This is a genomic window from Mesorhizobium subarcticum (assembly GCF_055456085.1).
In genome coordinates this window covers 391,903-405,486 of record NZ_CM144237.1, presented here as the reverse complement: position 1 = coordinate 405,486, position 13,584 = coordinate 391,903, and the positions used below count along the sequence as shown (strand labels likewise).

General features: G+C 62.8%; 15 protein-coding genes. 8 read left to right on the top strand and 7 right to left on the bottom strand.

Annotated features, from left to right (window positions below):
- Positions 1–2: 2 nt before the first annotated feature.
- A complete protein-coding gene (locus ACZYHG_RS01885; RefSeq protein WP_464614858.1) occupies positions 3–353 on the bottom strand; it encodes a hypothetical protein in 351 nt (116 codons plus the stop codon).
- Positions 354–537: 184 nt separating this feature from the next.
- Here ACZYHG_RS01885 and ACZYHG_RS01880 point away from each other — a divergent pair, with 184 nt between their 5' ends.
- A complete protein-coding gene (locus ACZYHG_RS01880; protein WP_464611998.1) occupies positions 538–1,875 on the top strand; it encodes an IS1380 family transposase in 1,338 nt (445 codons plus the stop codon).
- A gap of 321 nt (positions 1,876–2,196) precedes the next feature.
- Here ACZYHG_RS01880 and ACZYHG_RS01875 read toward each other — a convergent pair whose 3' ends face one another.
- Complete coding sequence (locus tag ACZYHG_RS01875) at positions 2,197–2,814, bottom strand: outer membrane protein (RefSeq protein ID WP_464612297.1); 618 nt, start codon at positions 2,812–2,814, stop codon at positions 2,197–2,199.
- A gap of 460 nt (positions 2,815–3,274) precedes the next feature.
- Here ACZYHG_RS01875 and ACZYHG_RS01870 point away from each other — a divergent pair, with 460 nt between their 5' ends.
- The 3 genes from ACZYHG_RS01870 to ACZYHG_RS01860 all read left to right on the top strand — a co-directional run bounded on the left by ACZYHG_RS01870 (position 3,275) and on the right by ACZYHG_RS01860 (position 5,426).
- Positions 3,275–4,213, top strand: a complete 939-nt coding sequence (locus ACZYHG_RS01870) for a hypothetical protein (RefSeq protein ID WP_464612296.1) — start codon at positions 3,275–3,277, stop codon at positions 4,211–4,213.
- Positions 4,210–5,052, top strand: a complete 843-nt coding sequence (locus tag ACZYHG_RS01865) for a hypothetical protein (protein ID WP_464612295.1) — start codon at positions 4,210–4,212, stop codon at positions 5,050–5,052. Before ACZYHG_RS01870 ends, ACZYHG_RS01865 begins: the two co-directional genes overlap by 4 nt.
- A gap of 110 nt (positions 5,053–5,162) precedes the next feature.
- Positions 5,163–5,426, top strand: a complete 264-nt coding sequence (locus ACZYHG_RS01860) for a DUF6460 domain-containing protein (protein ID WP_464612294.1) — start codon at positions 5,163–5,165, stop codon at positions 5,424–5,426.
- A gap of 4 nt (positions 5,427–5,430) precedes the next feature.
- Here the strand turns inward: ACZYHG_RS01860 and ACZYHG_RS01855 are convergent, their stop codons facing one another.
- Positions 5,431–6,330, bottom strand: a complete 900-nt coding sequence (locus tag ACZYHG_RS01855) for a histone deacetylase family protein (RefSeq protein ID WP_464612293.1) — start codon at positions 6,328–6,330, stop codon at positions 5,431–5,433.
- A gap of 132 nt (positions 6,331–6,462) precedes the next feature.
- Here ACZYHG_RS01855 and ACZYHG_RS01850 point away from each other — a divergent pair, with 132 nt between their 5' ends.
- Positions 6,463–7,803 carry an MATE family efflux transporter gene (locus ACZYHG_RS01850; protein WP_464612292.1) on the top strand — a complete coding sequence of 447 codons (1,341 nt, stop codon included), beginning with the start codon at positions 6,463–6,465 and terminating at the stop codon, positions 7,801–7,803.
- On the opposite strand, the gene ACZYHG_RS01845 is transcribed toward ACZYHG_RS01850, so the two are convergent.
- Both ACZYHG_RS01845 and ACZYHG_RS01840 read right to left on the bottom strand, forming a co-directional pair.
- Entirely contained in the window at positions 7,796–8,875 is a 1,080-nt protein-coding gene (locus ACZYHG_RS01845) for a quinone-dependent dihydroorotate dehydrogenase (RefSeq protein ID WP_464612291.1), read from the bottom strand. The two genes, ACZYHG_RS01850 and ACZYHG_RS01845, sit on opposite strands and share 8 nt — an antisense overlap.
- The gene (locus tag ACZYHG_RS01840; RefSeq protein ID WP_464612290.1) at positions 8,872–9,222 is read right to left on the bottom strand and encodes a DUF952 domain-containing protein; all 351 of its coding nucleotides are present in this window, start codon (positions 9,220–9,222) and stop codon (positions 8,872–8,874) included. The genes ACZYHG_RS01845 and ACZYHG_RS01840 overlap by 4 nt, the downstream gene beginning before the upstream one ends.
- A 163-nt stretch (positions 9,223–9,385) precedes the next feature.
- Between ACZYHG_RS01840 and ACZYHG_RS01835 the strand changes: the two genes are divergently transcribed.
- Both ACZYHG_RS01835 and ACZYHG_RS01830 read left to right on the top strand, forming a co-directional pair.
- Positions 9,386–9,820, top strand: a complete 435-nt coding sequence (locus ACZYHG_RS01835; RefSeq protein ID WP_464612289.1) for a hypothetical protein — start codon at positions 9,386–9,388, stop codon at positions 9,818–9,820.
- Positions 9,821–9,946: 126 nt separating this feature from the next.
- Complete coding sequence (locus ACZYHG_RS01830; protein WP_464612288.1) at positions 9,947–10,606, top strand: response regulator transcription factor; 660 nt, start codon at positions 9,947–9,949, stop codon at positions 10,604–10,606.
- Positions 10,607–10,623: 17 nt separating this feature from the next.
- On the opposite strand, the gene ACZYHG_RS01825 is transcribed toward ACZYHG_RS01830, so the two are convergent.
- Both ACZYHG_RS01825 and ACZYHG_RS01820 read right to left on the bottom strand, forming a co-directional pair.
- A complete protein-coding gene (locus ACZYHG_RS01825; protein WP_464612287.1) occupies positions 10,624–11,937 on the bottom strand; it encodes an MDR family MFS transporter in 1,314 nt (437 codons plus the stop codon).
- A 252-nt stretch (positions 11,938–12,189) separates the two neighbouring features.
- The gene (locus tag ACZYHG_RS01820; RefSeq protein ID WP_464612286.1) at positions 12,190–12,846 is read right to left on the bottom strand and encodes an O-methyltransferase; all 657 of its coding nucleotides are present in this window, start codon (positions 12,844–12,846) and stop codon (positions 12,190–12,192) included.
- Between the two features lie 94 nt (positions 12,847–12,940).
- Here ACZYHG_RS01820 and ACZYHG_RS01815 point away from each other — a divergent pair, with 94 nt between their 5' ends.
- Positions 12,941–13,573: a TetR/AcrR family transcriptional regulator gene (locus tag ACZYHG_RS01815; RefSeq protein ID WP_464614857.1), complete on the top strand. Its 633-nt coding sequence runs from the start codon at positions 12,941–12,943 to the stop codon at positions 13,571–13,573.
- Positions 13,574–13,584: the final 11 nt, after the last annotated feature.

Below are 13,584 nucleotides of genomic sequence, written 5' to 3'. Positions count from 1 at the left end.
ATTCATTCGCACTCCAGCTTTGGCTGGCGGAAATTGGTGATCAACCAGCGGCCGCCGGAAGCGCGGGCGTAGAATGTGTAGAAGCATTCCTGGCGCTCGATATAGCCGGGCGTTTCGGTCTCTTCATAGACCGTTCCGTGTTTTGTGTGGCGAACCTCACCGCTCGATGTTCCGGAAACCGCTGACGTCGATACCTTGCGCCACTGATAGGCGCGTTCGCCCTGGCCGAGATCGACGATCGCCGTTGGCGGGCCGTAATCCAGAATGACCGATTCGACCGGCTGTCCGACATAGTTCTTCATGATGTCGGAGGCACAGCCCGCGATCGCCAGCGCGATTGCGATGAACACCATCTTCGAGCCCCGTATGAAAAGGCCGGCGTCATGCGTGGTCATAACAGATTCCCATACGAAAATTCATGCGGGACCTAGCCCGAAAAATTCAGGGTGGTTGGCGGATGTGGCGCAAGCCGTTGAAATGACGTAGGATTTGGTTGCTAAAGCCGATCCGAATCATTTCCCGGAGACCACACCCGCCATGAATGATCTTACCCTGCCGCTGAGCGGTTTGTCATCAGTGGGCGGCAAGTCCGTCGTCGCCCGTTTCGACGGCGGCATGTTGTCCTCCAACTGTGGCGTTCTGGTGCTGGCCGAGGTGGAAAAACGACTGCGGGTGGCCGACCGTCTGGCGCGTTGCATCGATGATCCGCGCTGCCCGGACCAGGTCGTCCACAGCCTGGCGGACATGATCGGCTTTCGCATGAAGATGATCGCCGCCGGCTATGAGGATGGCAATGACGCCAACCGGCTGCGCTCCGATCCGGTCTTCAAGATGGCCCAGGATGCGCTGCCGTCGGGTCGGGATCTGGCCTCCCAGTCGACGCTGTGCCGGCTGGAGAACCTGCCCGGCGTGCGGGAGCTGGTCGCGATGGGGCGGGCGATGGTCGACCTCTATTGCGCTTCCTTCCGGCAGGTGCCGAAGCGGATCGTGCTCGACATCGACGATACTTTTGATGCCGTACATGGCGGCCAGCAATTGCGCCTGTTCAACGCGCATTACGACGAATACGGCTTCCAGCCGATCGTAGTGTTCGACGGTGCGGGCCGGTTCGTCAGCGCGATCCTGCGACCGGCCAGGCGGCCGAGCGGGGCAGAAATCCGCCCCCACCTGCGCCGCCTGGTGCGGGCGATCCGGAGCAATTGGCCGAACACACGGATCCTGATCCGGGCCGACAGCCACTACTGCGGTCCGCAGGTCATCGACTGGTGCCGCGCCAACGGTGTAGACTTCATCCTCGGCGTGGCGCCCACCACGACGCTGCGCGAGCATGTCGCGGACCTGGAAGCCCGCACGATGGCGCGCTTTGAAGCGTCGAAGACGAACAAGGTCCGCCGCTTCAAGGAGTTCTTTGACGGCGCCGCCAGTTGGAGCCGCGTGGAGCGCATCATCGCGCGCGTCGAGGTCGGCGCCAAAGGAGCTGACACCCGCTTCATCGTCACCAATCTGGCCAGTGGCAAGGCCAAGGCGCTCTACGAGGACCTCTACTGCCGGCGCGGCGCGGCCGAGAACCACATCAAGTCCTGGAAGACGCATCTTGCCGCCGACCGCACATCCTGCACAAGAGCGACGGCCAACCAGTTCCGGCTGTTCCTGCATGCCGGCGCCTACTGGCTGATGTGGGGCCTGCGCGCTGCGATGCCGAAACGCTCGAGCTTTGCCGTCGCCCAATTCGACACGCTGCGTTTGCGCCTCATCAAGATCGCTGCGCGGGTGGTCGAGATGAAAACGCAAATCCGCCTGCACCTGCCGACATCCTGCCCCGACCAGCGTATTCTGCGCATCGTCCTCGATCGCATCCCCCAACTCGCGACATAACGATGGGGCGCAGGCGCCCCGAAACGAACCCGCCGACCGCAACCTGCAAACCCCGCCTGCCTTCACGACGGATCATTGCCGGCGCCCGACGAGGCTTGTCAAAATGCACCCCGAGGGCGGCCAGATCGCCGATGCAGGCCGCCGAAAGCCGATCGCCGTGCATCAAGGCGGCTAGATCGCGAAGATTGCATCGACATTGCAACGAAACGCGCAAACGTGGGTCCGCTGCGGAAAAAGCCGACCGGCTCTGGCACTGGCGCACACTGAAACGCCGATTGCGCGATGCCCCCGGCGGGAATCGCGCAATCCAGTTCGCCCGCTCTAGAAGCGGTAGTTGATACCAGCCTTCAGCTCATGGCTGCCGATCGTCGTCTTGGACGTGCCAAGCGCCGATGTCGCCTCGACGCCAGGGGTGCGGACATAGTCGTACTCGACCTTGGCCGACAGCCCGCCGGCAAAGCCCTGCTCGATGCCGGCGCCCAGGAGATAGCCGACCTTCCATCCGTCGGCGCTGCTGACATTGTCGCCCTTGTCGAACTTGGTCAGCGCAACACCGCCGGTTCCAAACAGCAGCGTCTGGTCGAAGCTGACGCCTGCCTTGGCCTTGGCGGCCCCGCGCCATTTCTCCTTGATCTTGCCGCCGCGGACATCGTGTTCGGCGCCGCCCAGATACGAGCCCTCGATCTCGGCACCGAGAACGGCGGGACCCATCTGCTCGTTGTAGCCGGCCTGAACGCCGCCGCTGAAGCCGTTTCGGTCGGCGAACGGATTGGGCATCTTGGTGAACGCCGTGCCGCCATGGACGCCGACATAGGCGCCGCTCCACTGGAAGGCCGGGGGATCATTGTAGGTCGGTGAAAGGTCGGCGGCCATCGCCGGCCCGAGAAGGCACACAGCGAGGGTAGCCGCCGTCAGGACGATCTTTGCTTGAGAGGACACGAGCATTACTCCAACACAAACGCGCATCCGGCAAATCGGTACGCAGGTTAATTTCCGGGAGCCTGGCCGTTGGGGCGGTCGGGCTCCGTTTCGGTGTCTTTCAGGGATGGCTGCACTGTCCTGAACTGGCGTTCGCCAGTTGCGGGTAGGGGGTCAGGGCGCCGCGCAACCAGTCACCTGAAAGACGCCTGATGTCTCGCAGGTGAAAATTGCACGCACATTGCGCGAAATTCGAAAATGACGATTTTGTGTTTTATTTTCAATAAACTAAAACGATCTTGTTTACCTATATTTAAGAATTGCGGGCCTTCGCAAGCCTAGAATTTCGATCACTTGTTCGAGATGAACAGTCCCTCCAGTTGCTCGACTCCCATGCGGCAGCGTACAAAATCCGTGGGCAACTGGCCTCCGGCCGGAGGCTTAGGTTCGCTGTGCCCAGGGCAATTCGGGGGAATTTGCTTTGCGGATCATCTATTTCCATTCGGACACGCATCCGTATGACAAGGCGATCTACCCGGGTGTGGGCCCGGCCTTCGCCAGGCCGTTGTCGTGGGAGGCCCGGCCGATCAGCCAGATCGGCCAAGGCGATTGCGAGGCCGCTATCGTCGACAATCGTCTCGAACCCGGCGATGTGGAGGTGCTCACAGAGCATCTGGCGGTTCCCGCCAGCCGTCGGCCGCTGCTCTTCTTCCGGGTCAGCGATCCGGACATGCCGGAGACGGCCAATCCCTGTGTCAGGTTCATCTTCGATTGCGCCGACCATCCCGGCGTCCACTATGCCACGACCTACGATCCCGAGGGACCATTCCTGGCGTTCGTGACGACGCTGAAAGTCTCTCGCGTCGTCCACTTGCCCTATCCCTACGATTCCTCGCGAGAGGTCGAGGTCCGCCTGGCTTACCGCCGCCGCAAGATCTTCCTGTCGGGCAGCAATTCCAAAACCCTGTATCCGGTGCGCTATGCTCTGCGCCGCAAGCGCTCCCGGTTTCCCTGGTTGCGACCGTTCCTCTTCGACCTCAAGCATCCCGGATATCCGGAGGATGGAAAACCGCCGCGTCACGACATCACGCATGCGCGCTTTGTCAGCCTTGCCTCGCAGTTCACCCATTTCTTCCTTTGCGGGACGCTCCATAATGTCGAGCTGATGAAATATGTCGAATGCGCCTATGCCGGCTGTGTGCCGGTTGGCGTGCCCGCAAACTCGTTGAAGGCGACCGCAGGGCGGTATTTTCGACCCTACACCGCACGCGGGTTCGATCTTCTCAGCGATGTTTTTCAAGCAATGCCAGCCCTTGAGGAACGGGCGGCGGGTTACAGGGCCGTGATGCGTGAGCTGAGATCGCCCGCCAGGATCATCCGTGATCTGACGGCCGAGATCAGGGGGATCGAGCGCCGGTGATCAGCATGGGCCGGGAGTATCCAGAGGCACGGCCGGACGATCCAATCGAGCCGGTTGTCAACGCCGTCTGGATCGGCGCGTCCCTGGATGATCTTCATGCAGCCTGCCTGCGCTCTTTCGTGCTGGCGGGGCACCGGATGGTTCTCCATTGCTATGATATCCCGCGCAATGTTCCGCCCGGTGTGGAAACCGCCGACGCATCGAAACTGATGTCGAGGGAGCGGGTCGTTTATTACAAGTCGAACGGAAGCCCGTCGCTGTTTTCCAATCTTTACCGTTTGAAGATCCTGGAGGCGGGGCTCGGTCTGTATGTAGATTGCGATGTGTTTTGTGTCAGACCAATTCCGAAGCAAGACTATATTTTCGGCTATCAGACAAATGATCAACTCAACGGCGCGGTGTTGAAATTACCGGTCGGCAGCCAGACTCTGCTCGAGATGCTGAAGTTCGCGGACGATCCCTATTACATCGTGCCGTGGCTCGTGCGCTCGAAGCTGCTGCGCTACAGGTTCCGCAAATTTATAGGCCTGCCCATCCACGTGTCCAATTACAGCTGGGGCCAGCTGGGGCCCGAGGCGATCACCTATTTCGCCCGCGAGGCCGGCACCATTCATCACGCGGCACCCATCGATGTTTTCTATCCGGTCCACCACTATCAGGTCGCGATGTTGCTCGATCCGGCCCTTCCGCTTTCGCAGATAGGCACGCCACGCACCCTGTGCATTCATCTGTTCGACCACACGCTCCGGAAATGGATGGCGGGCCGCGCCGTTCCGGCGCGTTCACCGCTCGGTCAGATGCTCGAGCGTTGTGGGCTTTCTACCGCAGGCAACATCTAGCGGCGGCCTACCGTCCCAGGTGCAGACCGCGCCGGCTTGATGGATCGCCACCAAGCACGTATCTCTGGGCCGTGCCCTTGAGTCCGGGCACCTGAATCTGGAGACAGGCCTTGTCCGCACTGACACGCTTTCTCGGCGACTCGCCGCTCAGGGTGATCCTGAAGCTGCTGGTGGTGTCGTTCCTCGTCGGCCTGGTCATGCACGCCTTCGGCTGGTCGCCGTGGGATGTGTTCTACGCGATCCAGAAATTCTTCATGGACCTTTGGAACCTGGGCTTCAACGCCATCGACCGTTTCCTCGGCTATATCCTGCTCGGTGCCGCGATCGTTGTCCCGGCCTTCATCCTGCTCAGGATCGCCAACTACCGGAGATAAGCTCTCAGGCGTAGTTCGAGGCGACCTCGAACAGGATGGCGTGGCGCGCGGCGAGCGCGGGCACGTCAGTGGAATAGCCGCCGCCGATGACGCCGCAAAAGGGAATACCGAGCGCGCGGAAATGATCGATCACCATGGTATCGCGACCGCGTAGCCCGTCATTGGAAAGCGCCAGCCGGCCGAGCCGGTCCTGCGCATGGACGTCGACGCCGGCATTGTAGAAGACGATATCCCAGCGCGCTTTGACGGATAGGTCCGGCAGGATGGCCGCGAGCCTCTCGAGATAGGCGGCGTCGCCCGTGCCGTCGGGCAATGCAATGTCGAGATCGGAAGCGATCTTGCGCACGGGGTAGTTGCGGTCGCCATGCATGGAGAAGGTGAACACGCGCGGATCACCGGTGAGAATATCCGCCGTGCCGTCGCCTTGGTGCACGTCGAGATCGACGACCAAGATGTTTTGCGCCGCACCCTCTTCGAGCAGCACCAGCGAGGCGACGGCGACATCGTTGAAGGTGCAGAAGCCGGCACCTTGCGCGCGCCGCGCATGATGGCTGCCGGCGGTGTTGCAGGCAATGCCGTGGCGCAAGGCAAGCCGCGCTGCCAGCACCGTGCCGCCGGTGGCAAGCTGGGCGCGCAGCGAAACGCGTGGACCGACCGGAAAGCCGATCTCGCGTTCGATCTTTTCAGGCACGCAACAACTGATGACTTGATCGACATAGTCGGCCGCATGGGCAAGCTTCAGCCATGAGGCCGGCGCTGGTTCCGCTGTGTTGAGCGCATCGGCTCCGGCCAGGCCGCGTGCGCGCAAGGCCTCCATGAGCAGCGGATACTTGCTCATCGGGAAGCGATGGTTGGTGGCGAAGCCGGCGTCGTAGTCGGGGTGGTGGACGATCTGCAGGGGCATGAACAGGATCCGGCGGCTTCGCGCCAGACCGGGATTTCGGTTGGCCGTCACGGGAAGAATGATTGCGCGGTGGCCGGAAAATGGGGCACATCGGCTCCTCGATCAAGCAGCAATCAGCAAGGCAGCAATCCCTTGGACAAGGGTGCAACCCCAGCCGACGCCAGATCTTTTGTCGTCACCAACCGTTCCGTGCTCGCCATAGCGGTGCCGATGACGCTCGCCTATCTGACGACGCCGATGCTTGGCCTGGTCGACACGGCTGTGATCGGCCAGTTTGGCGACGCCGCCTTGCTCGGCGGCCTGGCGGCGGGTGCGTTGATCTTTGACGTCGTCTTCGCCAGCTTCAATTTCCTGCGCTCCGGCACCACCGGTCTCGTCGCCCAGGCTTTCGGGCGTGGCGATGCGCTTGAGGAGCAGGCCGTGTTCTGGCGCGCCGCCCTCATTGCCATTGTCGCCGGCGTCGTGCTGGCGGCGCTTTCGCCACTGATCGCCGTCGGTGGCGAGTGGTTCATGGACGCCGGACCGCGCGTCAGCGAGGCGATGGGCATCTACATCAGGATCAGGCTGCTTGCCGCACCCTTCTCGCTGATCAACTATGCCATCCTCGGCTATGTCCTTGGGCGCGGCGAGGGCGGGCTCGGCCTCGTGCTGCAACTGGTACTCAACGGCATCAACATCGCGCTCTGCTTCCTGCTTGGCCTGAAGCTCGGCTGGGGCGTTGCCGGCGTCGCCTGGGCGACCGTCACTGGCGAGTTCCTGGCCATGCTGCTTGGCCTGGCTATCGTAATCCGTCGCTTCCGCGCAACGCCAGCCTTGCCACGCCATCGGCTACTCGACATATCAGCCTTCCTGCACATGCTGTCGCTTAACCGCGACATCATGATCCGTTCCTTCTCGCTGCTCGCCGCCTTCGCGCTGTTCACGCGCCAGGGCGCACAGTTCGGCACCGTGACGCTGGCCGCCAATGCGGTCCTGATGAATTTCTTCCTCGTCGCCGGCTATTTCCTCGATGGTTTTGCCACTGCCGCCGAGCAGCTTGTCGGCCGGGCCATCGGCGCGCGCGCCGAGCATCCCTTCCGTCGGGCGGTGCGGCTGACCCTGTTCTGGGGCTTTGGACTGGCCGGCGCCGCAACGCTGGTGCTGCTCGTGGCCGGTGCCAATCTGGTCGCCGTCGTCACGACCTCGCAGGAGGTGCGCTCGGTCGCCGACATCTATTTGCCCTGGGCGGCATTCACCGCGCTGAGCGGTGTGCTGGCGTTCCAGATGGATGGTGTCTTCATCGGCGCGACCTGGTCGCGCGACATGCGCAACATGATGCTGCTGTCATTCCTGGCCTTCGCCGCTGCGCTGCTCACGCTTGCGCCGGCCTTCAGCAATCACGGCCTGTGGGCGGCGCTGCACGTTTTCCTGCTGGTGCGCGGCTTCAGCCTGCTGGCGATTCTGCGGCTGCGGGTGCGCACGGCGTTCAGCTGAGCGGCTTCGAAGCCCACTGGTCAAGACGACTGTCGCGCAACGCGCGAATGGACTTCAACCGTTCCGTCTCGCAAAAGCGAGCCATCCCGGCGACGATGCGGCCCGGCAGGGCCGGCCCGGCATAGATCATGCTGGTGTAGAGCTGGACGAGGTCTGCACCCGCACGGATCTTGTCCAGCGCCGTCTCTGCGGAATCGATGCCACCAACGCCGATGACAGCCATATTCGGACCAAGCAGCTTGCGCATCTTCGCCAGCACGATGGTCGAGTGTTCGAACAGCGGTTTTCCCGAAAGCCCGCCGGTCTCTCCTGCGGCGCCGGTGCTGCGCAATGCCGGCCGCGAGATGGTGGTGTTGGAGACGATGACGCCGTCGATCCGTTTTTCAACGACCTCGGCGGCGATGTCCTCCAGCTCGGCCTCGACCAGGTCCGGTGCGATCTTGAGAAAGATGGGCGGTTGAACTGTTGCGGCGGCCCGCGCGGCCATGACCCGCGACAGGAGTTCGCCGAGCTGCTCGCGCGCCTGCATGTTGCGCAGGCCGGGCGTGTTGGGCGAGGAGATGTTCACGGTCAGGTAGCTTGCATAAGCAGCAAAACGGGCAACGCCGCGCTCATAGTCACTGACGCGGTCAGCACTGTCCTTGTTGGCGCCGATGTTGACGCCGACAATACCAGGGCGCCCCTTGCGGGCGGCAAGGCGTTTTTCGGCCGCGGCATGGCCTTCATTGTTGAAGCCCAGCCGGTTGATCACTGCCTCGTCCGCCGTCAGCCGGAAGATACGGGGCTTCGGATTGCCTGCCTGCGGCAGCGGCGTGACCGTACCGACCTCGGCAAAACCAAAGCCGAGGCCAAGCAGCGCGTCGGGCACCTCGGCATTCTTGTCATAGCCGGCCGCCATGCCGAGCGGGTTGGGGAAATCGATCCCGCAAAGGCTGACCTTCAATCTGATGTCGCGCACCGTCCGCGCGCCGACCGGCAGGCCGCAGCGCAGCGCCGTGATCGACATGCCGTGCGCGGTTTCCGGATCAAAGGTGAACAGCAGTTTTTGGCCGAGCCGGTCGAACAGACTCATTCGGCCTCCAGTATCGGAAAGAGGTGGATGCCATCAGCGCCGAGCGGCAGCGGCATGACCCACACGACGTCTTTCAACTCCAGCACGCCGTAAAGATGCGGAAACAGCGCGCCGCCGCGTGAAACCTCGTATTTCAGGGCAGGCCCCAGGCTGGCGCCGTCGATGGCGACCAGCAGAAGGTCGCTCTGGCCGGCAAAATGTTTTGCTGCCGTTTCCCTGGCCTGCGCCGCCGTCGAGAAATGGATGAAGCCGTCGGCGATGTCGACCGGCGCGCCGGTGAAGCGGCCCTTGGCTTCGGCCTCGCGCCAAAGCGCTTGCGGGGTTATCTTGTAGATAAACTGAGACATGTTTGCGCTATAGAGCAATTCCAGGAAAAGTGTGAAACGGTTTTCCGTCCGGAATTGCGTCAAAAAGATTCCGAACCAGTCGTGCGGGGAAGGCCACGCCAAGGGTCTTCCCCATTTCCGGCGCAAACATGCGATATTTCAAGCCTTGGCCATGGAGGACAACATGCGTCTGCAACACATCTTGATCTCCGCCGCGCTGGTTTCGCTGGTCGCGGCATCAGCCTATTCGGAAGAAACCGACCGCTACCGGCTGGAAAAATCCGCCAATGGCTATGTCCGCATGGACACGCAGACCGGCGCGATGTCGATCTGCGAGGAACACTCCGGCCAACTCGTCTGCAAGGTGGCGGCGGACGAACGCGCCGCTTACCAGGACGAGATCGACCGCTTGCAGACCTCGATGAAGGCAATGGACGAGCGCGTCACCAAGCTGGAGAATTCGCTCTCCGCCCGCCTCGAATCGAAACTGCCGAGCGAGGAGGATTTCGACAAGACGATGAGCTACATGGAACGCTTCGTGCGCGGCTTCATGGGCATCGTCAAGGATATGGACAAGGACAATGGCGGCGGCGCCAAGCTCAATTCGCAGAAGACCTGAGCTGCCAAAAGTAGGGAAAACACGGCGCGCTGGTTTTGCCGCTTGAAAACAGCGCGCGGCCCCTCATAATCGTCCAACTGGTCCCGAAAAGCTCAAAAATCATCGACGGGATTCGGGGAGGGACATTTGCCGTCAGGCTATACTTTCGTCATCGCCGACGATCACCCGCTGTTTCGCGGCGCGCTGCGCGAGGCACTTGCCGGCATCGGCAATGTCGCTGCGATCCACGAGGCCGGCGATTTCGATACCGCCAAGGCGCTGGTCGTGGCCAACGAAGATGTCGATCTGGTGCTGCTCGACCTGTCCATGCCGGGCGCCAGCGGCCTCTCCGGCCTGATCTCGTTGCGCGGCATCCATCCGGCGGTGCCGCTGGTCGTGGTTTCCGCGCATGACGATCCGGCCACCATCAGGCGCGCGCTCGACCTTGGCGCGTCCGGCTTCATCTCCAAATCGGCCAGCATGGAGGAGATCCGCAACGCCGTGCAGTCGGTGCTTGCCGGCGACATCGCAGCACCCGCCGGTGTCGATCTCGGCGTTGAGCGCGATCCCGAAATATCCGACCTGATCAAGCGGCTGCGCGCTCTGACGCCGCAGCAGACCCGCGTGCTCGGCATGCTGGCGGAAGGTCTGCTCAACAAGCAGATCGCCTATGAACTCGGCGTTTCCGAGGCCACCATCAAGGCGCATGTCTCCGCCATCCTGCAAAAACTCGGTGTCGACAGCCGCACCCAGGCGGTGATCCTTTTGTCCAAGATCGGCAGCGACCCGCTACAGCCAGCGAATTGAACGCCGGAATCCGGCGCTCATCCTTGTTCAACTGCCCCATCTGGTGACCAAGCTACAGGCGGCTCTTCGTAGTCGATTGCCTCCGCGTTGCTATCCTGTCTGGATTCGCTTGCAGATCTCCGCGCCCGGCCGATGGCGGCGCCAAGGCCGAGCGATGCGATCGCCACCAGCGGAATGCCGGCGATCCAGGGCAGGCGCGGCGCCAGCGCGTAGAGCGCGGTGCCGATTGAGGGCCCAAGCGAGTCCTTGAGGTCGACCGTCACCGACGAGGCCGCCATGTAGGAGGCACGTCGTGTCGGAGGCGCCAGCGCGTTGACGGCGGTCGGCACCAGCGGCCCGACCAGCATCTGGGCGATCGAGAACAGGCTGACGGCGCCGATGAGCGTCAGCATGGCAGGCGAGGCGGCCAGCAGCGCGAAGGCGAGTATCGTTGCCAGGCCGGCACCGACCGTCAGCCACAGGGCGGACCGTGCCTCGACCATGCGGCTGACCAGCATCTGCAGGCCGACCGTCAAGGCAGCAGCGTAGGCGAACAGCGCGCCAACGCCTGAAGCTGTCAGCGTCCCGGCGTCAAGCGCGTAGAGCGGGATCACCGCCTCGATCCAGTTGCCGGCGACCTCGAACAGCACTACCCAGAGCAGGAGCTTGGCCAACCGGCCGTCGCGGAATGCCGGCAGCAGCGCGGACAAGCCCTCTTCCTCTTCATCGGCCTCACCGTCGTGGCGATCGTCGCCGGTGGTGCGGCCGATGCCGATCGTCTCGTTCAAGGCGAAGAGCATCACGATCCCGCCCAGCACAAGCATCGCTCCGCCAGCGAGAAACACGCTGCTCAGCGACACGAGCGCCAGCAGGGCGCAGCAGGCCGGTCCGAGGATTTGCCCGGCACTCGAACTCACATGCGCCAGGCTGAACCAGCGGGGATGGGCGGATGGCGCGGTCACATCGGCGATCACGGTCAGGATCGTCGGATGAAGCACCGACTCGCACATGCCGGTCAACAGCAGCACGATCGCGGTAACGACAACGCCATGCACGAAGAACAGGGCCAGGAAGCCGGCCCCGACGCCGATGGACGAGGCGATCAGCACCGGCCGGCGGCCGACCCGGTCGGCGATGCCGCCGATCAGCGGCGCCGCCAGCAGCTCGCCGCCGGCATAGCAGCCGAACAGCAGGCCGATCGCGCCGACAGGGATGTTCGCCTCGCTGCTTGCCCAGAGCGGAAAGAAAGGCACGAGTGCGCCGTCGGCGAAACCCGCACAGAAGAAGAGCAGAAGCCCCAACAAGGCCGGGCGCGGGGCAGCGCGCAAGGAGGAAAAAAGCGTATTGATCATGACGTCACCTGCGCATGAAGGCCCGATTGTCGTCGAAGGCCGGGAAGTTGCGCGTTGGTTGACGTAAACGCCTACGGCCGCCCCAGAGTCGGATGATTGCAGGTCGAATCGACCTGCAATCTGAATCCGCCTCTAGATCAAAGGGATAGTGCCTGATGTCGTCCGAAAACCGCTTCACACTTTTCGGCATCATGCTCTGGCGACATGGTGGTTTGAGCCGCGAGGTTGAATCCCTTGCGGCTACGAGACCGTTCAGCCGAGCCGCACGGACAGTTCGACGTCCTCGCCGAACGACGTGGAGATGTAACCCGATGTCGACGAGCGCACTCGTTGCAGATACTCGGGAGAGAAATCGGCGTTGTCGGCGATGACCAGCGCGCCTGGCCTCAAGCGGCTCTCGACCAGGCTGAGGACCTCCGGATAGATCGCCTTGGCGCCGTCGAGCAGCAAAAAATCGATCGTCTCCGGCAGGTCGGCGCTCAGCGTCTGCAGCGCGTCGCCCTCGCGAACCTCGACCAGATCGATGAGGCCGCCCTCGGTCAAATTGGCCTTGGCCCGCATCACCTTGGACGGCTCGAACTCGGTGGTGATCAGGCGGCCGCCGCCATTGTCCCTGAGTGCCGCGGCAAGATAGAGCGTGGAGATGCCGAACGAGGTGCCGAACTCGATGATGATGCGCGCGCCGCTGCCGCGCGCCAGCATGTAGAGCAGCGTGCCGGTCTCCGGCGAGATCGCCAGCCAGAGGTCCTTCAGCCGTCCGTAGAAATCGACATATTCGGTCTTGCTGTTGAGCAGGCGCGCCCGCTCCTCGTGCGAGAGGGCGGCCACGGCCGGACTGGTCGCGGCATTGGCTTCCTTGAAAAGGCGATCCAGCAGAGGGGCCAGCGGGGCGTTGGTGAGCGTTGGCATGAAAGTCTCCGATCGAAAAGGACTGCGTTCTTGTGTTGCGCTGAAAAATACGAATAATCCTTCAGGTTTCCAATTCGCATTGCCGAGCCGAGACATGGCCGAACGCTCAAGCCCTTCGATTTCCACGAGAAAACAGCCAAAACAGGCTCGCGCCACGGACCTTGTCGCGGCGATTTTGGAGGCTGCTGTTCAGGTTTTGGCGAGCGAAGGCGCGCAGCGTTTCACCACCACGCGCGTGGCGGAAAAGGCAGGGGTCAGCGTCGGCTCGCTCTACCAGTATTTCCCCAACAAGGCCGCGCTCCTGTTCAGGCTGCAGAGCGATGAATGGCGGCAGACGGGTGGTCTGCTACGCACCATACTCGAGGACGACCGGACACCACCGCTCGAACGGCTGCGTGCCCTTGTCCACGCCTTCGTCCGCTCGGAGTGCGAAGAAGCCGCGGTGCGGGTGGCGCTCAATGATGCTGCGCCCCTTTACCGCGACGCGCCCGAGGCGCACGAGGCGAAAGCCTCGGGAGAGCGCACAGTCCAGATATTCCTGTGGGAGGCGCTGCCCGAAGCCCCGGAAATCGTCCGTACCCTGGCTGGCGATCTGATCACAACGACGCTCAGTGCGGTCGGAAAGGATTTTTCGGGGAGTCCGCGAACATCAGCCGAGATCGAAACCTACGCCGACGCGATGGCCGATATGTTCTGCGCTTACCTTGAAAGTCTTGCAAATCGCTGAGCCAGGAATGG